The sequence below is a fragment of the Saccharopolyspora antiqui genome (assembly GCF_052246905.1).
In the GTDB taxonomy this organism is placed as follows: Bacteria; Actinomycetota; Actinomycetes; order Mycobacteriales; family Pseudonocardiaceae; genus Saccharopolyspora.
In genome coordinates, this window is the sequence record NZ_JBQQBO010000009.1 from 36,635 (window position 1) to 60,128 (window position 23,494).

The 23,494-nt window shown below is 65.1% G+C and carries 21 protein-coding genes and 1 CRISPR repeat array; of the genes, 17 read left to right on the plus strand and 4 right to left on the minus strand.

The features are described 5' to 3' along the window. Positions 1 to 13: 13 nt before the first annotated feature. Both cas2 and cas4g/cas1g read right to left on the minus strand, forming a co-directional pair. Complete coding sequence (gene cas2 / locus ACTWQN_RS16400) at positions 14 to 301, minus strand: CRISPR-associated endonuclease Cas2 (RefSeq protein WP_242191202.1); 288 nt, start codon at positions 299 to 301, stop codon at positions 14 to 16. A gap of 6 nt (positions 302 to 307) precedes the next feature. Beyond that, positions 308 to 1,957, minus strand: a complete 1,650-nt coding sequence (gene cas4g/cas1g / locus ACTWQN_RS16405; protein WP_443204346.1) for a CRISPR-associated endonuclease Cas4g/Cas1g — start codon at positions 1,955 to 1,957, stop codon at positions 308 to 310. Positions 1,958 to 2,432: 475 nt separating this feature from the next. Then, positions 2,433 to 3,282: a CRISPR direct-repeat array (repeat unit 36 nt; unit sequence GTCGGCACAACCTCGCCCGGCTACGGGCATAGAAAC). A 228-nt stretch (positions 3,283 to 3,510) separates the two neighbouring features. Here cas4g/cas1g and ACTWQN_RS16410 point away from each other — a divergent pair. The 11 genes from ACTWQN_RS16410 to ACTWQN_RS16460 all read left to right on the plus strand — a co-directional run bounded on the left by ACTWQN_RS16410 (position 3,511) and on the right by ACTWQN_RS16460 (position 15,227). After that, entirely contained in the window at positions 3,511 to 5,475 is a 1,965-nt protein-coding gene (locus tag ACTWQN_RS16410) for a Cas10/Cmr2 second palm domain-containing protein (protein WP_443204347.1), read from the plus strand. Then, positions 5,472 to 6,521, plus strand: coding sequence for a type III-B CRISPR module-associated Cmr3 family protein (locus tag ACTWQN_RS16415; RefSeq protein ID WP_443204348.1), 1,050 nt, complete (start codon positions 5,472 to 5,474; stop codon positions 6,519 to 6,521). Before ACTWQN_RS16410 ends, ACTWQN_RS16415 begins: the two co-directional genes overlap by 4 nt. Next, positions 6,521 to 7,456: a type III-B CRISPR module RAMP protein Cmr4 gene (cmr4, locus tag ACTWQN_RS16420; protein WP_443204349.1), complete on the plus strand. Its 936-nt coding sequence runs from the start codon at positions 6,521 to 6,523 to the stop codon at positions 7,454 to 7,456. The genes ACTWQN_RS16415 and cmr4 overlap by 1 nt, the downstream gene beginning before the upstream one ends. After that, positions 7,456 to 7,839, plus strand: coding sequence for a type III-B CRISPR module-associated protein Cmr5 (locus ACTWQN_RS16425; protein ID WP_443204350.1), 384 nt, complete (start codon positions 7,456 to 7,458; stop codon positions 7,837 to 7,839). The genes cmr4 and ACTWQN_RS16425 overlap by 1 nt, the downstream gene beginning before the upstream one ends. Continuing rightward, a complete protein-coding gene (gene cmr6 / locus ACTWQN_RS16430) occupies positions 7,839 to 8,726 on the plus strand; it encodes a type III-B CRISPR module RAMP protein Cmr6 (RefSeq protein WP_443204351.1) in 888 nt (295 codons plus the stop codon). The genes ACTWQN_RS16425 and cmr6 overlap by 1 nt, the downstream gene beginning before the upstream one ends. Continuing rightward, a complete protein-coding gene (locus ACTWQN_RS16435; protein WP_443204352.1) occupies positions 8,723 to 9,700 on the plus strand; it encodes a hypothetical protein in 978 nt (325 codons plus the stop codon). The genes cmr6 and ACTWQN_RS16435 overlap by 4 nt, the downstream gene beginning before the upstream one ends. After that, on the plus strand, positions 9,688 to 11,082 hold the full coding sequence (locus ACTWQN_RS16440) for a hypothetical protein (RefSeq protein ID WP_443204353.1): 1,395 nt from the start codon (positions 9,688 to 9,690) through the stop codon (positions 11,080 to 11,082). Before ACTWQN_RS16435 ends, ACTWQN_RS16440 begins: the two co-directional genes overlap by 13 nt. Then, entirely contained in the window at positions 11,079 to 11,882 is an 804-nt protein-coding gene (cmr1, locus tag ACTWQN_RS16445; protein WP_443204354.1) for a type III-B CRISPR module RAMP protein Cmr1, read from the plus strand. Before ACTWQN_RS16440 ends, cmr1 begins: the two co-directional genes overlap by 4 nt. A 564-nt stretch (positions 11,883 to 12,446) precedes the next feature. Continuing rightward, on the plus strand, positions 12,447 to 13,151 hold the full coding sequence (gene cas6 / locus ACTWQN_RS16450; protein WP_443204355.1) for a CRISPR system precrRNA processing endoribonuclease RAMP protein Cas6: 705 nt from the start codon (positions 12,447 to 12,449) through the stop codon (positions 13,149 to 13,151). A gap of 868 nt (positions 13,152 to 14,019) precedes the next feature. Continuing rightward, positions 14,020 to 14,364 (plus strand): hypothetical protein, encoded by a 345-nt coding sequence (locus tag ACTWQN_RS16455; protein ID WP_443204356.1) that lies wholly within the window; start codon positions 14,020 to 14,022, stop codon positions 14,362 to 14,364. Between the two features lie 128 nt (positions 14,365 to 14,492). Further along, positions 14,493 to 15,227 (plus strand): recombinase family protein, encoded by a 735-nt coding sequence (locus ACTWQN_RS16460; protein ID WP_443204357.1) that lies wholly within the window; start codon positions 14,493 to 14,495, stop codon positions 15,225 to 15,227. Positions 15,228 to 15,739: 512 nt separating this feature from the next. On the opposite strand, the gene ACTWQN_RS16465 is transcribed toward ACTWQN_RS16460, so the two are convergent. After that, positions 15,740 to 16,483, minus strand: coding sequence for a zf-HC2 domain-containing protein (locus ACTWQN_RS16465; RefSeq protein ID WP_443204358.1), 744 nt, complete (start codon positions 16,481 to 16,483; stop codon positions 15,740 to 15,742). 50 nt (positions 16,484 to 16,533) lie between these two features. After that, on the minus strand, positions 16,534 to 17,103 hold the full coding sequence (locus tag ACTWQN_RS16470) for a sigma-70 family RNA polymerase sigma factor (protein WP_443204359.1): 570 nt from the start codon (positions 17,101 to 17,103) through the stop codon (positions 16,534 to 16,536). 75 nt (positions 17,104 to 17,178) lie between these two features. On the opposite strand from ACTWQN_RS16470, the gene ACTWQN_RS16475 reads away from it, so the two are divergent. The 6 genes from ACTWQN_RS16475 to ACTWQN_RS16500 all read left to right on the plus strand — a co-directional run bounded on the left by ACTWQN_RS16475 (position 17,179) and on the right by ACTWQN_RS16500 (position 23,493). Then, positions 17,179 to 18,225, plus strand: a complete 1,047-nt coding sequence (locus tag ACTWQN_RS16475) for a class I SAM-dependent methyltransferase (RefSeq protein ID WP_443204360.1) — start codon at positions 17,179 to 17,181, stop codon at positions 18,223 to 18,225. A gap of 174 nt (positions 18,226 to 18,399) precedes the next feature. Next, positions 18,400 to 19,410 carry a FecCD family ABC transporter permease gene (locus ACTWQN_RS16480; protein ID WP_443204361.1) on the plus strand — a complete coding sequence of 337 codons (1,011 nt, stop codon included), beginning with the start codon at positions 18,400 to 18,402 and terminating at the stop codon, positions 19,408 to 19,410. Next, positions 19,411 to 20,208, plus strand: coding sequence for an ABC transporter ATP-binding protein (locus tag ACTWQN_RS16485; RefSeq protein WP_443204362.1), 798 nt, complete (start codon positions 19,411 to 19,413; stop codon positions 20,206 to 20,208). It abuts the gene before it with no gap. Continuing rightward, positions 20,205 to 21,200 carry an ABC transporter substrate-binding protein gene (locus ACTWQN_RS16490; RefSeq protein WP_443204363.1) on the plus strand — a complete coding sequence of 332 codons (996 nt, stop codon included), beginning with the start codon at positions 20,205 to 20,207 and terminating at the stop codon, positions 21,198 to 21,200. The genes ACTWQN_RS16485 and ACTWQN_RS16490 overlap by 4 nt, the downstream gene beginning before the upstream one ends. Positions 21,201 to 21,238: 38 nt before the next feature. Further along, on the plus strand, positions 21,239 to 22,279 hold the full coding sequence (locus tag ACTWQN_RS16495) for a pyridoxal-phosphate dependent enzyme (RefSeq protein WP_443204551.1): 1,041 nt from the start codon (positions 21,239 to 21,241) through the stop codon (positions 22,277 to 22,279). Next, positions 22,276 to 23,493 carry an ATP-grasp domain-containing protein gene (locus ACTWQN_RS16500; protein WP_443204364.1) on the plus strand — a complete coding sequence of 406 codons (1,218 nt, stop codon included), beginning with the start codon at positions 22,276 to 22,278 and terminating at the stop codon, positions 23,491 to 23,493. Before ACTWQN_RS16495 ends, ACTWQN_RS16500 begins: the two co-directional genes overlap by 4 nt. Position 23,494 lies beyond the last annotated feature (1 nt).

Sequence of the window (23,494 nt, forward strand, 5' to 3'; positions counted from 1 at the left end):
TTGTGATGGGGTTTCACACCACCCGATGTCCCGTAGCGGGCAACGGGTGCCGACGTCCAAGGAACTCGAGTCGGCTTGTGTCGTCGGGTTTCCCGAGGTCGACGATCAGGATGCGGTCCGCTGTTGGGTCGATGATCTGGTCGAGTATGTAGGTCATGTCGGCGACGTCCGCACGAGTGAGATCGCACAGGAACACCGAATACTGCGCTCTGTCACCGAAGTCCTCCATCCGCTTGGCGACCCGGCGAAGCCGGTGGGGAGAACGGATGTCGTATGCGACCAGGTAGCGGCGTCGAAGCATCAGGATTCACCTGCTGGTGAATGCGGTGTAGTGGGAGATTTCGCCCAGCAGACAGGCCGCGAACAGCCGCGCCTGGATCTCGATCGCGCGTCGATAGGTGACCTGGTACTCGAAGACCGGATGGCGAATCTCGGTCGCCAAGCGGTGTTCGTAGGCGTCGATGACCTCACGGCGGCCGGTCTTGGTGAGCGCCACCGAGACCGGGTGGACGTGGAATGTCGCAGGACGGGCCTGGCGGTTGTTGATCAGAGTGAAAGCCGTCGAATCCGCGATCAGGGGACGGAATTCCTCGGCGAGATCGAGAACGAGCGCTGGGCGGCCGCGGTGCGGCTGGTGGTAGCAGCCGTAGTACGGGTCCAGGCCGAGCGCGTAGCAGGCGGTCATGACATCCTTGACCAGCAGGCCGTAGAGGAACGAGAGCAGACAACTCACGGCATCCTCCGGTGGCCTGTGAGTGCGTCCGGAAACTTCGAACGACGGACCGGGAAGACGATGATCGTTGCGTAATGAACGCGCGAAGCCGTTGAAGTAGGTGCGGGCCGCGGCGCCCTCGATGCCCAGCAGCGTGCTCAGGGTCGGAGCGCGCTGCGCCCGGGCGGCTTCGGCGTCGAGTCGGTCGAGAAGATCCTGGTCTTTGAGATGTGGATTGCGTCGAAGCAGGGTTCGGCAGTTGCGGATCTTTCCGCTGACCATCCGACGTGCGATGTCGAACATCTGATCCGGAGGTGCCGTGAACTGACGCCGGCGCAGCTCGACATGGTTGCCGAGCGTCGGAACTCCGACCGCCTTGAGGCTGCCGTGAGTCGACGTCCACACGAGTGGGCTGCCCTGATCGGCGAGCGCATGCACAGCTTGACTCGTGACCGTGACTGGGCCCGAGACGACGAGGTGCAATACGTCTCGAAGCCGTACGGACAGCAGCTTGTCCTCGCCCTTGCTGACGACCAGGCGATCACTGCGAACACCGACGGTGGATCCCGGCTCGGCGATGTAGATCGGATCGCGGGCAGGAGCACGGGGGAGAAGACGTCTGGGCTTCTTGGTGTTCCGCTCTGCGAGCTCGTTGATCTCGTCCGGCATGCAGATCGGAAGCATCGCGCAGAGCACGCACTTCTGACTGTGTCGTAGCGGAGGCGGCGGTTTCGGTTGACCGACCAGCTTGAGTGCGTCATCGATTGCACGGCGCAGTTCGGTTTCGGCCTCGGCGGTCCAGGGAACACGAACACGTTGACGAACGGAGTCGTACCAGAGATAGCCCTCAGTGCACTCGTAGCCGTGTTGCCGGAGAAGCACGATTTGTGCCATGAGTTGCACATGTTGGTCCAGCCAGGGACTGCCGTCACGCTGCGGTGCGCCCCGGCGGAACTCTACGGGATGGACGCTCCCATCGACTGCTTCGACGACGTCGCAGGTGGCCCACAGTCCGCGCTCGGCGGAAGACAAGGCAAGCGAACGGATCTTCCAGTTCGCCGGCTTAATGCGCTGAGCAGGGCGTTCCTGGCCGGTGGGGATATCAACGGAGGAGTGGACGTGGCGGCCGAGCCGCATTTCCTCGCTGTCGAGTCGGTAGCCCTCGGCGTACTGTAGGTGGAACAGGCGTTCGCAGAATCGGATATCGCCGACAGCACGGGCGCCGAGGGGAAGTGGGTCGTCCATACGATCATCTCTTGCAGCCAAGTCCGGTACGGTGCCGGATAAGCCGCAGGGTGCGCCCGGATCGCGGCTCTGGGAAGTCGCCCGATGGTTCTCGCGGTGACTACCGCGTGTGCTCAGCTCGTATAGGGCTGTTGCCACCGATGGGGCTGGGAATCGGGGTGCGCCGGTAGGTGATGGCGGCGAGTTTTGCGGTCGCTTCCGCGACGCGGGTCACGCGGATTCGGCCGGTGCATGCTGGCGTGTCGGGCCGGTAGTGCTGGGTCGCTGGTTGCTTCCGTTTACTTGAGCTGCGACAGGTTGCGAGCGGTTCGGTTCGCGGTTGGCCCTGAGGAGGCGCTCGCGGCATGGTTAGTGCAGGTCAGAGCGGTAAGGTGATCAGCATTACGGGTAGGAAGGCAGAATGACGATCTTCGTTGCCCAAGCGCTCGAAACCGACTACGATTCCGCAGGTCACCGGCCACGCAAAACGTGAGCAGTCGGCACAACCTCGCCCGGCTACGGGCATAGAAACGGTGGCGACCTGTCCTTTCCCGTCGACCATTTCGGGGGTCGGCACAACCTCGCCCGGCTACGGGCATAGAAACGTCCGGGGTTGCAGTCAGGGCAGCGGCGGTTGAACCGTCGGCACAACCTCGCCCGGCTACGGGCATAGAAACTTCCAGATGCCAACGAATCCGTCGCCGAAGCTGTTAGCAGGTCGGCACAACCTCGCCCGGCTACGGGCATAGAAACTGGACAGGTGTCCAAAGACAGCCATCGCGTTGCCGGTGTCGGCACAACCTCGCCCGGCTACGGGCATAGAAACCAACGTGATTCCTCTCAGGTCGTCTCGGTTCTGCTCGTCGGCACAACCTCGCCCGGCTACGGGCATAGAAACATGCGCACTCAAGACGTCTTCGTGTCCGCACCGTCAGGGGGTCGGCACAACCTCGCCCGGCTACGGGCATAGAAACTCACGTATGCAATGACCGAGGCGCAGCGCATGGCTGCTGGTCGGCACAACCTCGCCCGGCTACGGGCATAGAAACCGCATCGACATGACCGGCATGGCCACCATCCACTCCGTCGGCACAACCTCGCCCGGCTACGGGCATAGAAACTTCCTGGTTGAAGTCAAGCTCGACCTCGAAGCGGCGCGGGTCGGCACAACCTCGCCCGGCTACGGGCATAGAAACAACCTGATCAGTGCCACGTCGTCAGTGGACGGATCGTGTCGGCACAACCTCGCCCGGCTACGGGCATAGAAACTCCGTCCCATGAAGCGGGCGTTCTCGTCGTCATCACGCGGAGTCGGCACAACCTCGCCGGGCTGCGGGTATAGAAACTCGGCTGGCCGTAATCGTTCTCGTCCTTGATGCCGGCGTTCACCAGAACCTCGCCCGGCCGGGCATAGAAGTATCAGGCCCCAGGACGACGCGCGGATGGGAAGAGCGTCCGTATTTGGCTGGTCGGTGGTGTGATGGAATCGATCGAGCGGGTGCCCGCGCCTGCGGCGCGGATTCGTGTACCCATTTTCTGGGAATCCGGGGAACAGATGCGAGCCGCCTGCTATCTTGATCAAAGACAGCGATCGTAGGGTCTCGTGGAGGTTGTTGCGTGGGGCATGCACAACGCACTTTGCGCTGTGTCAAGGAAAATCACACGTCAGATTTTTCGATCACGCCTGGTGGAATGACGCATTGCGGCGATCGTGGTCCTCTGGGGGCGGTGTGAGCGAGCCCAGGGATGACTCCGCTGTGCAGGGCGACTTGGTGATGCTGACCGTCGGTGGTGTGCAGCCGTTCATCGCGGAATCCCGCAAGACTGCGGACGCGGCGGGTGCGAGTGTCGTGGTGCGGCAGGTTGTGGCCGCCGCGGCGTTGAGCGTACGCGATGCCTTGGCCGCGCACGACAAGCCGTATGGCCTGGTCATACCGGATCCGGGTGCGCTGATCGATGATAGCGAACGGGTTCCTGTCGGGATCAGCAACAAGATCGTTTATCTGGCACCGCCGAACACCGGTGCCGCCACGGTGGCGGAAGCCGCTGTCAAGGAAGCTGGTCGGCAGTGGACCTCGCTCGTGGCCGAGACTCACGGGTCGATCCCGCCCACTCCGGGCATGCCCGACTTGGCGTGGGTGAGCGTTGCCGGTGAGATCAGCAACGACGGGTACCGGGAGCTGTGGTCGACTGCGGCGCGTTCGCTGGACCAGCGGAAACGAACTCGATGGTTCGAGGTTAGCAGGACGACCAGTAAGACGTTGTGTGCCCAGTCGCCGTTGTTGCCCTCGGTCACCGCACCGCGCGGTCGTGATGCGATGAGCGTGCCCAAGCACGAACGCCACGAGCAGTTATCGGCGGCTGGCTGGGTGAAGCGGCACGTGGGCAACACGATTTACGGTCTCGGTAGTCGTTTCCCTGCCACGACGGTGGTTGCGTCGAGCTGGTTCCGGGATCAGCTCATCCGGCGGGCGGTGGAGAGTCCGAACCTGCGTGGCGAGCTCGTTCCGCTGGTGCAGCGGATGTCCGAGCTGGCTCCGTTGGACGACGTGAAGCACGTCGGGTTGCCGACTACCGTGCCACCGGATTTGGAGGAGCTCTCGACGGCTCTCGGCACGCTGATTAGCCCGGACGCATGGGAACCGCGAGTCTTACAGGAATACGGCGACGAAGCCGGCGCTTCAGCATCGGCGGGGCGGCAGATCGCTTCCCAGATCGGAAATCTCGCGAGCGAGCACGACGTTCCTGAACTGACACCGTATTTCGCGATCGTCGTGCAGGATCTGGACCGGTTGGGCAAGAAGCTCGGTGACCTGGGGCTGGCGGACCAACGCAGCGCTTCTCGGGCGCTGACGGAACTCGGCTGCGCCCAGCGCGCGTTGAGTGAGAAGCCCGGATACTTGGGGGTACCGGTGTTCGCGGGCGGGGACGATTTCCTGGCCTTCGCTCCTGCGGCGACCGCGTTGTCGTTGGCCGCGGCGATCCGCGAACTCACCCACGCGCATTTGCAGAACACGCCCGCGTTGCGTGAGGTGACCGCGTCGACTGCGGTCGTGTTCAGTCACATGACCAGTCCGCTGCGCGAAGCGATTGCCACAGCCCAACGCGCGCTCGACCAGGCCAAGGACGCCGAGGGAGCAGGGCGCAAGCAACGCGATGCACTGGGTGTGGTCGTGCTGCGCCGGGGTGGCGAGCGGGCGCGAACCGTTCAGCCGTGGTACCCGTCCGAGGGCCAGAACACGACTGAGCTGCTGCGCGCGATCGCTCCGGATGCCCAGTTCTCCGGCAGGCTCGCCAGCCACCTGGAGCGCGATCGCGACGAGTTGAACCGGCTCGCCGCGCATTCCGACACCACTGTGCGGGAGACAGCCCGTGCCGAGGTGCGGCGGCTGGTCACCAGGCAGGGTGGCTCCAGTGAGGTCGCCGATGCCGTGATCAAGCTGGGCGAGCAGGAACGTCGGCCACCTGGCGAGGTACCGAGATTCGACCCGGTGCCGTCGACGTTGGTCGCTCGTTTCCTTGCCCAGGAGTGCCGATGAAGACGACATGGTTGGCGGTAGAACCGCTGGACACGCTCATGGTGCGCGACGGACGGGCGTTCAACGCGGGCCAGAACGGACGCGGCGAGGCTGTCGCTCCGCCGCCCTCGACGCTCGGTGGCGTGGTGCGGCATGCGATCGGTGACAACGTGAAGCACCGGATCATCGGGCCGATCGTCGACGTCGCGGGCCGCCGGCGTTTTCCCGCACCGGCCGACCTCGTCCGTAACGACAACGGTGACACCGCCCGGCTTAGTGTCATCGAACGGCCTGTCGGTGTGGTCAGTGACCTCGACGCAAAGCTCCGGTTCAGTCATGTCCTTGACGGCGAGGGAGGTCGCGAGCGGAGTTGGGTCACCGCCGAGGGCCTGCAAGCCTGGCTGTCGGGTGAGTTCGCTCCGGGCACCGTGTTGGACATCGAGGGCCAGGACGAGTACCTGTGCTCGGAGCCGTGGACGCAGGAGTCCCGGCTGGGGTTGGCGCGGGAGTGGTTCGGCGAACACCGGGACACTGCGGCCGAGGACATGTTGTATTTCGCCAATCACTTGCGTGTGGAGGACGGCACACGACTTCTGGTGGGATGCCAGGACGACAAGGTGCTGACCGTGCGCAACGACCTGGCGCTCATCGGTGGTCGGGGACGCATAGCGCATGTGAGGGAACACGGTGACAGCCCGATCCCGGCTGCCGCGCAGAGGTTTCCGGACGGACGGCTGACGGTGTATTTGGCGACACCCGCATTGGTCAATGACGTCTTCTGGCATCCGCCGGAGGCGCGACTGTGTGCGGTCGCGCTCACCGGCCCCGCACCCATTGCCAGTGCGTCGTGGCGCAGGGGGTTCGGGCAGACGCGGCTTCTGCGCTGGGCGGTGCCTGCGGGAACCGTCTATTACCTGCAGTTCGACAGCGAGGATGACGCTCGACGGTGGTCGAGTGAATGGCACGGCACATTGCTACCGCCAGACGCACAAGGCGAAAGCGGCAGCAATGGAGAATCACGCATCGCCACAGCGGGTTTCGGCACCTGCTTCACCGGGAGTTGGTAGTGGAACGACGTTTGTTGGTGCTGTTCGCGGAAACCCCCATACACGCTGGGGGCAGCGAATCCACCGGGGTTGTGGACCTTCCCATCCAACGGGAGGCGGCCACCGGCCTGCCCGTGGTGTGGGGGCAGAGTCTCAAGGGCGCGTCGCGCGTCGCGGCCCGAGACGCCAAGTGGTACCGGTTGGGCGATGAGAAGCGGGTGTTCGGCTCCCGGCCGCCTGGCGCACAGGGCGACGACGGTGCGGCCGACGACGGCAACGGCGAGAGCAAGCTGGTCAAGGGTGAGGTGTCGTTCGGCGACGCCCAGCTGATGCTGTTTCCGGCGCCGACACTGATCAACACCTACGGTTGGGCGACGTCCCCGCAGCTGGTGTCGCGACTGACCCGGAAAGTCGCGTTGGTTTCGGCCGATACCGCTATCCCGACGCCGCCGCCCAATCCCGGAGGCCAAGCGTTTGTGACGGGTGATTGGGCAGGCGGTCAGCAGGTAATTGGCCCGAATGTGCTTCCCGTTGAGGTGCGGCAGTCGGTCGAGCAGTGGGCTGCGGTGCTGGCGCGATTGAGCTGTCCGGAGACAGGGGTGTTCGACTACACCCGTGAGAAGCTCTCGCGTGACGTTCTCTACGTGGCCGACGGCGTGCTCAGCGAATTGACGAACACCGGAACCGACGTCGTGCCCCGGGTTCAGCTGGATATCGAGAAGAAGACGGCGAAGAACCTGTTCTATTCCGAGCATCTGCCCGCCGAGAGTGTGCTCACCGCTCTGCTGACTGGGCCGGCGCAGGCACTCGATTCGCTGACGGCGCTGCTCGACGGTAAGCCACTGCAGCTGGGTGGCAATGAGACGATCGGCAAGGGCCTGTTCTGGTGCCGGGTCCACGACGCCACGTCCCTGCGTACCGTCTTCGCCGCGAAGGCTTCGAAGGAGACGAGCTGATGGCCCAGCGAATCGACCAGGGACTGGCGGTGGCGGCCGCCGATGCTCTCCCGCGGCAGGTGGATCGTGAGCTGCTGACCGTGTTGCGGGCAGTGCCGGTTCAGATCCACAACAACGGCCTGGCCATGGCCGCAACCTACCTGCTTTCCAAAGCCAAAGGTGCGCACAAGGACGACCGGTACTGGACGGTGGCCTGCGTGCTACTGCGGGAGGCAGCCGATGTGATTCGACTCAACGTCGAATCCGATGACCCGCTGGTGATTCTCGACAGGCTGATCAAGGCTCCCAACGAGAAGTATGTGGTCGCACAGCGTCGAGCGCAGGAGCTCGCGGTGTGGTTGGGCCGTATCGGCTCTGCACGCAAGGCGTCAGGAGACGACTGATGGCCATTTACACGCGACTTCCCTCCTCTGCCAAGGCCGAAAGCCCGGCTGCTGTGGTCGATCCGTATCTGCGCGCTCGGAACCTGCGTGGCGGCCCGAACACTGCGTTGGTGTTCACTGGCATGTGGGTCGGGAAACGCGACAGCGATGGCACGTTGACACCTGATCCCGACGGGCAGGTCACACATCTCAAGAAGGTCGTCGAAACATCCGGGCAGGTGGACGCCCGGATGTTGACCGCTTTGCACCGGCGTCGAATCGAGGCCGCGCGCGCATTGGCAGAGCGGTCCGGGCGCGTGGCGCAGGAAGTCGTGATCCATCCACTATGGCGTGTGGTGGTCGGTCATGGCGGCGACGACAACTATGAGACCGGACTTACCTTTTCCCGCACATATGGAGTCCCGCTCTGGCCCGCATCGGGACTGAAAGGCCTCGCTGCGGCGCAGGCCGGCGACCGCGCTGAACCTGCGGACACCGAGACACTGGTCAGATTGTTCGGTTCACCACGTGCGATGAGCCCCGACCATGACCACGATCAGGTTTCCGAGCGCGAGGCCGAACAAGGTGGAGTGATCGTCCTCGACGCGCTGCCCGAGACTCCTCCGAAGCTGGTCATCGACGTGCTGACCCCGCATCAGGTTCAGTACTACAAAGAGGTCAACGACCCGCAGAAGGACGTCGTCGAGACCCCGCCAGCCGAATACCACAGCCCCGTGCCGGTCCGATTCCTCGCAGTGGGCGCCACCCCGTTCCGCACCGTGTTGATCGGGGACGAGGCCGACGTCGACGAGTTCCGTGCATACCTGAAGTCCGGTCTGGATGATCGCGGTCTTGGCGGCAAGACCGCGGCAGGTTACGGCTACTGCGAACTGGAGAACCCGTCATGAGCAGTCGGTTGCACATCATCCCGGTGGGCATCTCACTGCTGAACTTTCTTGAAGGCAGGCGCAAAGACTGCGATGACGGCGCCCGCAAGCGCGGGCATCCTGTCCTTCGTGGCGTCCTTGGCAACCGGGATGTCTGGCAGGAGCTGCGGACCAGGCCACAGGAGACAGTCGAGGTACCCGACGCGGTTCTTGGCGCCGACCATGCGAAGGCACGGTTGGCGCTTGCGGGGCTGGAGCCAAAGGCGTGTGCGGAATGGGACGCACTGGACCGGTATAAGCAGCAGTTTCCGGAGGCCGAGCTGGACACGTGGGTGTTCGTGGGTTCGGACACCGAAGAAGGATCACGCGCTGCGGTTCTCACAGCTCTTGGGCACACGTACCGGCAGGAGAATGTCTCACTGCGCTACGTGGACAACCCGCACACCTCAGAGGGTTTCCCGTTGCAGCCCGGCGGATGTTACGTCGCCCGGATCCCCGGGCTGGATCTGTCGTCCGGGGCCGACTTGCCTGAGAAGACGTGGCTGGGCCTGGGCGGTCTTGGCGGCCTGGCCGTGCGCTGCTCGACTCAACTGCAGGCGGCGGCTTCGACGCGTCACTACAAGGTCGTGTTCCACCTATCCGGCGGCTACAAGGCAATGCTGCCGTATTTCTTGACGATGGCGGAAGCCGTCCGGACCAAGCTTCAGAAAGATGGAAATCCCCCCGTTCAGAAGGACGGAAATCCCCCGATTGAGGCATTCTGTCTATATGAGCAGGGTAGTCGTCCTGTTGCGTTGCCGGTCGCGCATTTCACTGGCTCTCTGCGCGAACGGGTTTTCAACCTGGCTGAGGCAAGCAACGGCGGTGAGACCGATGTGGACGACATGTCGGTTGACGGACTGGTGGGTTTGTATCTGGACGGGGAGCTGCGGGCTGGGCGGCGCAGCCTGACTCCAGCCGGCAGGATCGTTGCGAGGACGCTGTGGGAGACCTGAGTGTGCTTGCGGATCTAGTTCGCGACTACGAGACCGACGCCCTTGTCGTAGACTCTGGCTCTCGCTCGCCGTTCCCGAAGCCGGGAGAATGGCAAGCTCTCGAGCTCACCGGACGCGCAGCAGACCAGCTCGGGAACGTGCTCCGCAATCCCACGCTCATCGAGGGATACGGACGCGCGGACGCCGCGGAGAAGTATCGGTTACTGGCCGACCTCGCTTGTCTGGTGGAGAAGTATCCGACCGAGCAGCTGCCTGTGAGACTCCGCGCCCTGGCGGTGCGGTTCCGATTCCTGGTGTGGACACTGCCTTTCCGGCTACCTGATCCGGATGGGGGTGCCGAGTTGTTCCAGGACCCCTCGGATGTCCTTCAACGGCAACTCGGCCTGTCCGACGCGGTGGAGCTGGCGCGCAACGCTAGACAGGAGTGGTTGGCGTGCCTCGCCACGGCCGACACCGACCCGTGGCTGTCGGGCCTGCGCGCGCGTTGTCTCGTGCGGTTCGACGAAGAGCACCGCTGGCTGACCGAGCAGTGGCCGCAACGACCCGGTTCCGGGCCGTTGTCACTGCATTCCACGACTCTTGACACCGCCGAGTTCCAGGCTGATCACCGAGAGATCGCTGGACGAGTTGTCGACCTGCATTGGCTACCGATCGGCGACGTCCGCTCCGCGGCTCGTGCCTTCGGCCCAGGCCGTCGGGGGGTCCAGCTTCTTCCGTGGGCTCCGGTTGCGCTCGCGTCATTGGTGGCCGTGGCGACATTGTTCTGGCCAGGCCCGGACTGGGGGCGGTGGTGCGCCGGCGTCGCGTTGAGCGCTCTACTGATAACCGGCCTGCTGCTGCCGTCTGGCTGGGACGCATTGCTGTTGCTGAGGCTACCTGCGACTGTAGCTGCCGGCACCGCAGCGATGTTGGCGTTGACACCGAGATGGTGGGTGTCGCCGAACGGCTGGAAGACGGCCGTTGCCATTGCTGTGGCGGCGATGCTCTACCTGGTGCTGGAATCGCGATTGCACAACGAGCGCCGCTGGTCGGCGTTACGCCGCGGTCTTCTGGTCGGCCTCATTGGAATTTCGTACGCGTTCTTGATCAGCCTCGTGGTGTTGGGATTCGCTGCCCCAGCGGTGGCCGAGCACGGCGAGTGTCTGACCGGCCTGTGGAGCCATCCCGCGTGGCAGTACCGAGACCTGACCCCTGAGTGCACGAAAGCGCTAGCTATGTGGCCGGATTCGGTTCCGCGTGGTTCGGCGGCGGCGCCGGCTGGAGCGTTGACGGTCTTGACCGGGTGGTCGTTCGCTATTGGAATCGCGCTTCAGCTGTTGTGGGACGACCAGCCGGTGACCGCGCCGCTCGGGCGGCTTCATCGTCGAGGAGGATCGTTTTGACGAAATGGACCACGTTTCACCTGGAGGTCGTCACGCCGCTGTTCAGCGGCGACGACCCGACGAGCACGGACTCGCCAATCCGCGTCCCGTCGATCCGCGGCGCGCTTCGGTACTGGTTCCGTGCGGTCGCCACAGGTCACGGTGTCGATGATCTATCCACACTGGCCAAGGAAGAGTCGGAGATTTTCGGCGACACGCAGAATCCATCAGCTATCCGGATGCGAGTGATCAGTCAGCTGGTCGCCGGGGGGAGCGGTACCGAACCAGCCTGGGCCAAGCCGCGCAGCAACGGTGCGGCTCGCGGCGGGCACGGTCGCGACCGGAACAAAGGCCAATTCAACGGCGTGCACTACCTGCTTGGTCAAGGCCTTTGGAGTCATCGAGATAGGCTCACTCGGCCTTTCGTCGAACCGGGCGGGAGGTTCGAGTTGCAGGTCCGCCTGACTGACCACGACGAGCAGGTCAACAGTCGATTTCTGCTCGCGATGTGGGCATGGCTGACCTACGGTGGCCTCGGCTCCCGCGTCCGGCGCGGGTTCGGCCAGCTGCGGTGCGTCGAGGTCTCCGGCGCGACGCGAAGTCCGTTGCTCAAGGCTATGACCGAACGACGCGACTGGGAAGTCTCGGCGAGAGCGCTATCCCAGGTAGCCTGCGGGACGAACGCCAAATCGGATGGTCGACGTGGCTGGGGGAGCCGGCGGGTGACAATGACACAATGCCCGCACACCCGATGCTCGCTCCAAAGTGGTGGGGCGGTGTCTTGTTCAAGGACCGTCTCCGGTCGTTCGGGGAGGCCTTAGATCTAGCCGGACAGAAGTGGCGTGCATTTCGCTTGGGCGATCATCCAAGCAAAGACCTACCGCCACCGTCACCGGGACGCTCTCCGGAATGGGTGAAGTCGATCCAAGGACCGAACAACGACTTCCCGATCGGTGCACTTGGCTTGCCCGTAGGATATTACTCGCGGAAAGGAAGCTCGCCCTTCAAAGGAGAGATATCCGCTGAGGTTAAAGGCGGTGAAGGGCTCCGGCGAGCGTCACCGGTATGGCTGCGGCCGGTGCAGCTTTCGCGCAACGAATGGGGAATCGTCACACACGTCTTCTATGCCCAAGTGTTGCCCGAAGGTGCCGTACTAGTGGGCACGGGATCCGCGAAAAACCTCCAACTCAAATTGCCGCCTGACGAGTCAGCGAACTCGGCGGAATCACAATTGGATCGCTGGTTGGATAATGAATTCCGATTGGACGACTAAAATCGCCTAGGGTGATCAACCAAATTTTCACTGCGCGAGGTTGACGCGCGTTCGGATCGGTCGTCGATGAGGAATCACACGACCAAATCATGTCATGGGGGAGAGAACTCCAATGCCGGCCACGATCACGCTCACGCTGGAATCGTCTGAACGCATCAGAGTCTACCCGGCCAGGTTGCACGGGGCGTTGTGCAAAATCCTGGAAGAGCCAGATGCAGACCACCGGCGACAGCACAAGCCGTTCGCCGCAGGCCCCTTGCGGGGGAACGAGGACGGAACGCGCTGGCGCATTGGCTGGCTTGGGAAGGAACAGCCCGCCCGGTTACCCGGGAGCGTCCGATTTGGCGATGTGACTTGCGCGGTGCGGGGAGTGCGGCTCGAGAACCTGGGATATGCGGAGTTGGCCCAGGCCAAGCCTGCTCGGCACGCGCAGTTCGAGACGCTCAGTCCGCTGTATTTCTCCCGGGACGGACGCGACCACCCGCTGCCGGATCCAGTATCGATCGTGAGAAGTCTCGCGCAACGCTGGAACGCACATGCCCCTGCCGAGTTCACCATCCCCGATGACGTATTCCGATCGCTCTCGGACCGGGTCATTCTTCACGAGATGGACGGAAAAACCATCCGAACTCCGGTGTCGGCGACCATGAAACAGATCGGATTCTTCGGAACGTTCCGGCTCGGCCTGACCAAAACCGCCGACCACGCGACAAGCACCTTGTTCGCCGCACTCATGCAGTACGCGACTATGTCCGGGATCGGAGCTCAAACGCCACACGGTTTCGGCGCAATGGAGCTCACCGAGATCGTTCCCTGATGTCCAGCCCGTCCTTATCGACGCAGATGCAGCGCTCACACCTCTGCGAGCACCCCGGCGGACGCTTGGCCGCGAGGAGCCGCTCGCAACGTTGTCTGCGCAGATCAAGGCGACCGAAGTGATCCACTTCCTGGTCTGGCACCCAAGATGTCGATCTCCGTTGCCGGGGCACTCGAAACCGGCTACAGTTCCCCAGGTCAACGGCTTTCTCAGAAGACAGCGGTCGACACAACCTCGCCCGCCCACGGGCATAGAAACATGTCGATCGTCTGACGTTTCCCAGCTACTTCGACGTCGACACAACCTCGCCCGCCCACGGGCATAGAAACATTCCAGCCTTGGCGAAGATGTTGTTCAGGTGCCGGGCGTCGACACAACCTCGCCCGCCCACAGGCATAGAAACATCGTGGTCTTGCCTTCGATGCCGGTGAGATCGTCGAGTCGACAACCTCGCCCGCTTACGGGCATAAAAACCGGGTGCGCACGGTGTGGGTGCGTCCTCCGTCGAGGCGGGTCGACACAACCTCGCCTGCCTACGGTTGGGCCTGGTCGTGGCGTCTGGGGTGCGGGTATTTGGGTGGTGCCGGCGCGGGTGGCGTCACGGGGACGGTGTGCCGACGTTTCAGGACTGCTTGATGAGCGGTTCGGGATGTGAGGTACGCAGTGACTGAGACAGGGGCAGGGCCATCTGGGGTGTCCGGTTGTGGTCGTCGCGGTATGCGGCGTCGGGGGAGTGGGCACGGCGGGGTGGGGGTGAGGTTCGCGTTTTACGGTCGGATGTCGACCAAGGAGTTTCAGCATCGGGAGACGTCGTGCCGGTGGCAGCGTGAGGTTGCGGAGGAGACGATCGCCTGCCGGCGGGGTGATCGTGGCCGAGTATTTCGATGAGGGTTGTTCACGACGGTCGTCCTGGTTGAAGCGGCCTGCTGCGTCGGCTTTGATGGCGGCGGCTGGGAGTGTCGATTGTGGTTTTGATGCTGTGATCGTCGGGGAGTACGAGCGAGCCTTCTGCGGGAACCAGTTCCGCGACGTGCTGGCGGCTCTGGCTGCGCGGGGCATACAGCTGTGGTTACCGGAGGCGGGTGGGCCGGTGGATTTGGAGGATCCTGCGCATCAGGCGTTGATGTTGTTGTTGGGTTCGCAGTCGCGGCGTGAGGTGTTGCGGGCGCGGCATCGGGTGCTGGCGGCGATGCGTACGCAGGCGTGTGCGTAGGGACGTTTTCTTGGTGGCAGGCCGCCGTATGGGTATCGGCTTGTTGATGCGGGGCCGCACCCGGTTGAGGCGCATGCACGGTGGGGCCGTCGGCTGCATCAGCTTGAGCCGGATCCGGTGACGGCTGGGTGCTGTGGATCTTTCAAGAGCGTGCCGCCGGGCGGAGCATTGCTGGAATCGCACGGGATCTCAATGATCGTGGGGTGCTGTGTCCGTCGGGTGCCGACCCGGAGCGTAATCCGCACCGTTCAGGGCGGGCGTGGATGACGCCGACGGTGGCGGGGATTCTGGACAATCCGCGTTACACAGGCTGGCAGGTGTGGAACCGCACCGGCACAGTGCAGAGCCCTGGCGCCGCGCGTCGTGCCGGCGGCACGGGTGGTCGTGCGAATGCGGGGGAGTGGGCGGTGTCGAACGCGCCCGCACACGCGGCGTTGGTTGACGAGGCGACGTTTCGTTCTGTTCAGGGCATCCGGGCCGCGAGGAAGTCCCAGGATGGCGACGTCCGGACTTATCGGCTTGCGGGGTTGATCGTGTGTGGGGCGTGTGATCGGCGGTTCGATTTGCACCGGGTGCACAACCGTCCCGGTTACCGCTGCCGCCACGGCCGCACCAGCGCCCGCACCGAGGCGCCGGTTCTGAAGAGCACCTATGTCAGGGAGGAGCACCTTCTCGCTGGCCTGCGCGCCCGCCTGGCCGACGTCACCGGCGACGACGACACCGACTTGGCCGACTACCTCCACACGAACGGTCTGGTGATCGTCTACCTCGGCCCGGACTGGGCTATCGAAGAGATCCCGCCCGAAGCACCCGCAACGACACCACGGATCGGCCGCACACAGCTGGCCCTACCGGTGTGCTGACCAATGCACCGGTAGGGCGCTGAAGAGAACAGTGGCCTTGCCAGAGTGCCGAGCTGAGTTCGAGCCAGGTGGGACTGCTCGAAACCAGCATTCAGCAGCGCTCGCAAGATCATTACCTCGTGGGGTAATTCTGTGTCCGAGAGTTGAACCCCTGCCAGTGGGAAGAATCCCCGAACCGGGGATTCGTCTCCATGGCTGCGATGGTAGCGCTGGGCGTTCCGGCTGTCCAAAGATCCAGTCAGTTCCTTAAGGGTTGGTCTAATCGGATGCAGTCGCTGTGTGCGTTCGTGCCCCCGGCGCGGCGCATCTACGCGGGACCAGGACTGCCGTGAGCTGTGCCTATCCGCCTCCGTAAAGATCGTTCAGCATCGCCGCCGTTAAGGAGGTTGTGCCGGATGAACCCGGAGAAGATCGTCGCCTCTCTGACCTCACTGCAGCCCGAGGCATGGCCTGCGTGATCTGCGGTTTCGACTACCGAGGCGCCCCTGGGTCTGTGTCCGTCCAAGCTCAGGTCAGGCGGCTCGTCGGAATCCTGTGGGGCCCAAGTGCCTGCGGGCCTGCTGGGGTGGAGTTCCGGGGTCATGGTCTGCGGGTGGGTCGGCAGCCCCGATCGAATGCGGGTACGGGTTCTGTTCATCTCCGGGGCGAGGACGCCAGCGCGATAGGTCGCGTTTCATGAGCAGCAGCAAGACCAATCCCAGCACCAGGAGACCGTGGGTGAGGAGGCGGCCGATCGGCACGGTGTCGTTGATGAGGTCGTGGATGCTGAAGCCGCTCAGCACGGCCAAGAACGCAGCCAGTACCGGCAGCAGTCCGGAGCTCGCCCGGATCCTCCAAGCGGTCCACAGCATGCCCAGGCCGAGTGCGAGGTTCCAGGCGGTGCTCTCGTTGAACAGGTGCCCGGTCATGACGTCGCCCATGTGGTGACCGTGGTTGGCGAAGTTGTTGATCCCCAGGACTTGTGAAACGCCGAGCGCGATCTGGCACATTGCGACGCACGCGAGCAGGACCCGGGGCCAGCGCCGCAGGAAGCGGTCGCGCAGGGGCGAGGCGGCGTTGAGCACAGACTCGGTCAGGTCTGGTGTCGGTTCGACGGGGCGGACCCGCATCGCCCGGGTGAGTTCGGCGGCGCGTTGTTGCCAGGATCGGCACTCGGCGCATTCCGCGAGGTGATCCTTGAGCTGTTCGTCGGGGACGAGCGTTGTCTCGCCGTCCAGTCGCGCTGACAACGCCTCGCGGTAGGTGCAACAGTCCACGTCCATACTGTCGTACGGAGAACAGGGAGAGTTCCACCCGGGTTTGCGCCTCACCCGGTTTCTTCGGAGCGCTTCGTGCTGCTGTCCAGCAGTTGCTCACGCGCGCGGGCCACACGTGAGCGCACAGTGCCGAGTGCGCATCCGCAGACCACGGCCGTTTCCTGGTAGGAGAGCCCGAGCACCTGGGTGAGCAGCAGTGCCTCGCGGCGTTCGTCGTCGAGCTGGTCCAGCAGGATGTTCAGCTCGACGACGTGCTCGAAACGGGCGGACTGGCTCCCGGCGTGCGCTCGGTCGGCTGCGGCGGTCCAGTCCGTTCCGGAGTCGGTGCGCGGTCGGGCTCGCTCGTAGCGCACCTGGTCGACGACCACGCGGCGAGCGATGGACAGCAGCCAGGTGCGCGCCGAGGAGCGTCCGGAAAACTGGCGGATGCTCTTGAGCGCGCGCAGGTAGGTCTCTTGCGTGAGGTCGTCGGCGTGGTGGACGCCGGCGAGGTGGGCGATGAACCGCCACACGTCGCGCTGGGTGTCTCGGATGAACCTCTCCAGCGAGGAACCGTCACCTGATCCTGCTGCCAGGGCCAGCTTGGTCAGTCGAGCATCCTCAGCTTCGGAGCGACTCATAGCCCGGCAGGCTAGTCGGCTGTTGGGGCGTGGAGTACGGCTGCCTGCGTTGTGTGCCCGGCAACACAGCGGCTCGTGGAGGGCTTTCTCAATCGGCGGGAGCCTTTCGTGCTCGGGTCGCGACTGCCTGTCAACTGCTGTGGTCGAGATCTGATCGACGGCGACGCCAACCAACGGGTGCTTCTGCTGCTTCAGGCGTCGGACACGTCGCTGCTCCGGTTTCCGCAGTTGGCGGAGGAACCGGCTTCATCCAACTTGGCCCGAGAGTTTGACCACTGGGTGCCGATCGGACGGGAGTTGGGGAAGGCGGGAACCATGAGCGTTTCCGATCCGACTTCTACGTCGAGACGCTGGATCGGCGCGGAGGAGAGGATCGCAGGCATGGCCTGGTACGAGGACGACGAGTTGTGGTCGGCCTTTTCGTCGGTGATGTTCTCCCCGGAGCGGGCAGGGCTGGCGGCCGAGGTGGTGGCCAGGTCACCACTGTTCGGTTTTCCTCCCGGGGCGCGGGTACTCGATCAGTGTTGCGGGATCGGGATGTTCGCCGTGCCGCTGGCGCGTCGCGGCTATGCGGTGACGGGTGTCGATCTCAGCGCGATCATGTTGGCCCGGGCGGAAGAGGCGGCCGCGGATGCCGGGGTGCGGATCCGGCTGGTGCGTTCGGACGTGCTTCAGTATGTGCAGCCGGGCTCCTTCGATGTGGTGCTGAACCTCTTCACATCCTTCGGCTATTTCGACGATCCGGAGCAGAACCTTCAGGTCTTGCGCAACGCGCACGCATCGCTGGCGCCAGGCGGCCAGCTGGTGGTCGATGTGCTCGGCAAGGAGGTCTACGCGGGTTGGGTGGGCCCGCCGAAGGTGGTGGACCTCGACAACGGCATGGTCGTCATGCGCGACACGATTCTTGATGGCTGGACCCGGTTTCGGACCGATTGGACGCTCGTGCATGGCGATACCGCGAAGCATGCGTCGATCACGTGTTTCGTCTACAGCGCCGCAGAGCTGGTCGCATTGTTCGAGGCGGCGGGCTTCAACGATGTGGAGTGCTTCGGTGGTTTCGGCGCCGAACCCTACGACAACCACGCAAAGCGGTTGATCGTCCGTGGAATTCGAGTGGATTGATCTTGCCGGGAACTTCATGCCGTGTCCGTGCGACCACTGCATGGACGCACCTCTGCAGCAGGAGGACTTTTCATGGCGCAGGGCTCGGCCGGACCGCCAGCCACGACCAAACCACGGCGGCACCCACTCTCCGCATCCACCCGCAGAAGCGCTCGGGGCCGTCTGGTCGCGGTCGTGTTTGTGTTGTTGGCGACGTTGGTCGTGTCGGTGCTGGCGGGCATCGCGTTAGGCCCAACAGTCGTGCCGTTGCACGAGGTGGTGCGCTTTCTCTGGGCTGCGCTGACCGGTGGCACGATCGGCACCGACGAGGTCACCGGCTACAGCATCGTTTGGCAGGTCCGCACCCCGCGGGTGTTGCTCGCGGTGGTGGTGGGCGCCGGGTTGAGCGTTGTCGGAGTGGCGATCCAGGCGATGGTGCGCAATGCCCTGGCTGACCCGTTCGTGCTGGGCATCTCCTCGGGTGCCTCGGTTGGCGCGACCACGGTCTTGGTGTTCGGCGTGTTCGCCAGCCTGGGCGTATACGCGCTTTCGGTCGCCGCTTTCCTCGGCGCTTTGGGCGCATCGGCGCTGGTTTATGCCGCGGCGAGCAGCCGCGCGGGGTTGACCCCGCTGCGGTTGGTGCTTACCGGAATCGCGCTGGCGTACGGGTTTCAGGCCGTGATGAGCGTGTTGGTGTTTCTTGCGCCGAACGGTGACGCGGCCCGGACGGTGTTGTTCTGGCTGTTGGGAAGTCTGGGCGCGGCGAACTGGGGATCGCTGCCGTTGGCGGCGGCCGCAGTGCTGGTGTGCGTCGCTGTGCTGAACCGGCGTAGCCGCTCGTTGGACGTGTTGTCGATGGGTGACGAGACCGCGGCGAGCCTGGGGGTGGATGCGGTTTCGTTGCGCCGCTGGTTGTTCGTGCTCACCTCCGCGGTCACCGGGTTGCTGGTCGCGGTCAGCGGTGCGGTCGCGTTCGTCGGGCTGGTGATGCCCCACTTCGTCCGGATCCTCGTCGGTGCCAGCCATCGCCGGGTGCTGGCCGTGGCGCCACTGGCCGGGGCCTGCTTCCTGGTGTGGGCCGATCTCGTTTCGCGGACCCTGTTCGCCCCGGAAGAGCTCCCCTTGGGCGTGATCACTGCGCTGGTGGGTGTGCCGGTGTTCATCACGTTGTTGCGGCGCCGCGGATACCTGTTCGGAGGTCGGTAGATGCAGCTGTGCCTGGACGGGGTGTCCGTCGAAGTGACTGGTCGGACGCTGGTCGGTGACCTGGATTTGGAGGTCCGAAGTGGAGAGATCGTCGGGCTGCTCGGCCCCAACGGCAGTGGCAAGTCCACCGCGTTGCGTTGTGTTTACCGAGCGCTGCGACCCACGACTGGGGCGGTGTTGCTCGACGGCGCTGACCTGGCGGGGATGGCGCTGCGCGAGAGCGCTCGTTCCATCGCAGCGCTGACCCAGGAAAGCAACAGCGAGCTGGACTTCACCGTGGCGGAAGTGGTGGCGCTTGGCCGCACCCCGCACCTGCGTGGCAACCAAGCCCTCAGCCCGCGAGAACGTGAGTTGTGCGAACAGGCGATGGAACAGGCTGACGTGGCACATCTCGCCGATCGCGGTGTGCTGAGCCTGTCCGGTGGCGAGCGGCAGCGGGTGCTGATCGCACGCGCCTTGGTGCAGGAACCGCGCGTTCTGGTGCTCGACGAGCCGACCAACCACCTGGACGTGCGCCACCAGGTGGAATTGCTGTCATTCCTGCGGACATCCGGCCTGACGGTGCTGGTCGCGCTGCACGACCTCAACCTCGCCGCGAGCACCTGCGACCGGCTCGCCGTGCTCTCCGGCGGCTCACTGGTCACCACCGGCCGCCCGACCGACGTCCTCACCACCGAGCTGATCCGACAGGTGTTCGGTGTGGAAGTCGCCGTCGTGACGCACCCGCGCACCGGCGCCCCGCAACTGCTCTATGACCTCACCGCCACCAGCGCCGTCTACGAAGGGACTCGACCATGATCCGATTTGCCAAGCGCCGGTCGCTGGCTGCGCCGTTGGTCGCGGCGTTGCTCGCCACCGGCTGCGGCGCGTCGGTGCAACCGGCGGCCCAGGATGATCCACCGCCGGTCACGATCTCCAACTGCGGCGTGCCGGTCACCTATCCGCGCCCGCAGCGGCCGGTGTCCTACGAGGTCAGCGGCGCGGAGAAGATGTTCGCTCTCGGGCTGGCGGGCCAGATGCGGGGCTACGTGATGAACTCGCTCGGCGATCCGTCGATCGCCGGATCGCCGTGGCGGGACGACTACGCCCGCGTTCCGCGGCTGGGCACCTCGCGGATCACGCGGGAGATCGTCGTGGACGCCAAGGCCGACTGGGTGCTGGCCGGGTGGGGTTCCGGGTTCAGCGAGGAGCGGGGGATCACCCCGCACCTGCTGGACCAGGTGGGCATCCGCAGCTATCTGCACACCGAAACGTGCTGGGGTTACGGAGACAAGCGCCCGGTACCGCCGCTGGAGGCGCTCTACGCGGACCTGCGCAACATCGGCAAGATCTTCGGTGTCGAGCAGCGGGCCGAGGGTCTGGTCGCGGAGCTGCAGGGTCGTGTGGCGAAGGTCGAGCAGAGCCGTCCTGCCGGTGCCGCGCCGGTGTCGGTGTTCGTGTACGACTCCGGAACCGACCAGCCCTATACCGCGGGCCGGTATGCGCCACCCACCGACATCATCGCCGCAGCAGGTGGGCGCAACGTGGTCGGCGTCGAGAAGAGCTGGACCACGGTTGGCTGGGAGCCCGTCGTGGCCGCCGAACCCGAGGTGATCATCATCATTGACTACGCAGGGCAGTCCGCCGCCGACAAGCGTGCGTTCCTCGAATCCCTGCCCGCGATGCAGTCGGTGCCAGCCGTGCAGCAGGACCGCTACTTCGTGCTGTCCTACGGCGACGCGGTCAGCGGCCCGCGAAACGTCAAGGGAGCAGAAGAGTTCGCCGCCTACCTGCGCTCGATTGGACGGTGAAACCGGTGACCACGACCGCCACCGCCAATCTCGCGACCGTGCACGAGCACATCACCGACGCGCTGAAGACGCCCGCCCTGATCCGGTTGACGGACAACGTCGTGCTCGCCCGGTTCGAGACGATGAAGGTCTACGCAGCGCTCGGCGCGGTACGCACCCTGCTGGAGCGCGGAACCATCCGAACTGGACAGACGCTGGTGGACAGCTCCAGTGGCATCTACGCGTTGGCGCTGGCCATGGCCTGCCACCGCTACGACCTGCGCTGCCACATCGTCGCGTCGACCACTGTGGATGCCACGATGCGAGCCCAACTCGAAGTCCTCGGCGTTACCGTGGACCAGATGCCCCCGTCCTCGGATCTCCGGTTGGACCAGCAACGCCGGGTGCAACGCGTGCGCGAACTCCTCGCCGAACACACCGACATGCACTGGATGCGCCAGTACCACGACAGCGTGCACTACGTGGGCTACCGGGAATTCGCCGACCTCGTCGCCGATGCGCTGCCCGACGGCCCGCTGACCGTGATCGGCGCTGTCGGCACCGGTGCGTCCTCCGGCGGACTGGTCGAGTCACTGCGCCAGAGCCGTCGGTCGGCGCGGTTGCTGGGCGTCCAACCCTTCGGGAGCGTCAGTTTCGGCAGCGAAGGCTTCCGCGACCCGGACGCGATCATCGCCGGGATCGGCAGTTCGATCTGGTTCGACAACGTGCGCCACCACCTCTACGACTCGGTGCACTGGGTCGACTTCCAACACGCGATGGCCGGTGCCGTCGGGCTGCTGCGCGAGCACGCCGTGTTCGCCGGCCTGTCCACCGGCGCGGCCCACTTGGTGGCTGGGTGGGAGTCCGCGCGGAACCCGCAGCAGACGCACCTGGTCATCGGCGCCGACACCGGCCACCGGTACGTCGAGCGCGTGTTCACCAGGCACCAGGAGGCGCTGGACCCCGCCGGGTTGCGGCCCAAGGAGATCACCTCGTTGGCCGCCCTCGCGCCGCCGTGGTCGGCGATGGAGTGGAAGCGTCGCCCATGGGTCCGCCGGGAGCCCCCGGTGCAACGGAACGGACAGGAGACCGCGCGATGACGATCGCCATGCTGGAGGCGCTCACCTTCGGGCTGGGCCGCCTGGTGCGAGCTGCTGACCGGGCAGGGGAACGGCTGTGCCTGCTCACCGGCAACCGCGATGTCTACCGGCACGAACTGTCGCAGCTCGCCCCGAATGCGCTGGACGTCGTCGACGTGGACACCCATGACATGGCGGCGTGCGCCGCTGAGCTCAAGCAGTTGCCTGATCTCAACGGTCTGATCAACTCGACGGACACCTGGTTGCGCCCCGGGGCCGAACTCGCGGCCGAGTTCGGCCTGGCTGGCCTCGATCCCGCCGTGGTCCGCACGCTCCGCGACAAGCTCCAGGTCAGAGTTCTCCTGCACGAACAAGGCATGAGCCGGGGCAGGGCGATCCGGGTTCCCGCCGATCCATCGGCGGCCGAGCTCGTCCGGCGAACAATCGGCCTGCCCGCCGTCCTGAAGGACTCCGCAGGCACCTCGTCGCGCAACGTGTGGCTGGCGCACGACGACGAACAGCTGGATACCGCGCTCGGCGAAGCCACCGCCCGACCGCTGTTCGGTCGGCTGCTCGCCGAACCCTTCCTGGCCGGACCTGTCTACAGTGCGGAAACCCTCACCTGGCAGGGCCGAACGCGGTTGTTGGGCGTCCACAGTCGACAGATGTCCAGGCATCCGGCGGTCCGTGAAGAGGCGGCCGCGTTCCCCGTCGCCTTCCCGGAAGACGACCTCGCCGAGCTGGATGAATGGGTGTTGCGAGTGCTCGCGACCGTGGGCTACCGCAGCGGTTTCGCACACGTCGAGTTCGTGCACACCGCCAACGGGCCGGGGCTGATCGAGATCAACGCTCGGATCGGCGGCGCCATGGTGGGGGAGGCGCTGTGCCGGGCACTCGGCACCAACGTCTACGAAGCAATGATCGACATGGCGTTGGGGCGTGAACCGGAACTGCTGCGCGCCGCATGGCAGCCAGGACCAGCGGTAGCATTCGCGCTCATCTACCCCGATCGCACCGGGATATTCACCGGCGTGGCCGGTACCGATCAGCTTCCCCGTCAACCGGGCAACCCGGAGTGGTACCCGACCATGGCGGTCGGAAACCACATCGACGACCTCGGCGACCAGCGAGCCTGCACCGGGATCGTGCTGGCCGAGGGCGCAACTGCGGAACTCGCACTGCACCGCGCGCTCAGCGCCGCCAACTGCCTGCGCCCGGTCGTCACAGGGCCCTGAA

Excerpts from the sequence above, each read along its gene's own strand:
- cas2 (WP_242191202.1), bottom strand. The coding sequence starts at position 301 with ATGCTTCGACGCCGCTACCTGGTCGCATACGACATCCGTTCTCCCCAC.
- cas4g/cas1g (WP_443204346.1), bottom strand. The coding sequence starts at position 1,957 with ATGGACGACCCACTTCCCCTCGGCGCCCGTGCTGTCGGCGATATCCGA.
- ACTWQN_RS16415 (WP_443204348.1), top strand. The coding sequence starts at position 5,472 with ATGAAGACGACATGGTTGGCGGTAGAACCGCTGGACACGCTCATGGTG.
- ACTWQN_RS16425 (WP_443204350.1), top strand. The coding sequence starts at position 7,456 with ATGGCCCAGCGAATCGACCAGGGACTGGCGGTGGCGGCCGCCGATGCT.
- cmr6 (WP_443204351.1), top strand. The coding sequence starts at position 7,839 with ATGGCCATTTACACGCGACTTCCCTCCTCTGCCAAGGCCGAAAGCCCG.
- ACTWQN_RS16435 (WP_443204352.1), top strand. The coding sequence starts at position 8,723 with ATGAGCAGTCGGTTGCACATCATCCCGGTGGGCATCTCACTGCTGAAC.
- cas6 (WP_443204355.1), top strand. The coding sequence starts at position 12,447 with ATGCCGGCCACGATCACGCTCACGCTGGAATCGTCTGAACGCATCAGA.
- ACTWQN_RS16470 (WP_443204359.1), bottom strand. The coding sequence starts at position 17,103 with ATGAGTCGCTCCGAAGCTGAGGATGCTCGACTGACCAAGCTGGCCCTG.
- ACTWQN_RS16485 (WP_443204362.1), top strand. The coding sequence starts at position 19,411 with ATGCAGCTGTGCCTGGACGGGGTGTCCGTCGAAGTGACTGGTCGGACG.
- ACTWQN_RS16490 (WP_443204363.1), top strand. The coding sequence starts at position 20,205 with ATGATCCGATTTGCCAAGCGCCGGTCGCTGGCTGCGCCGTTGGTCGCG.
- ACTWQN_RS16500 (WP_443204364.1), top strand. The coding sequence starts at position 22,276 with ATGACGATCGCCATGCTGGAGGCGCTCACCTTCGGGCTGGGCCGCCTG.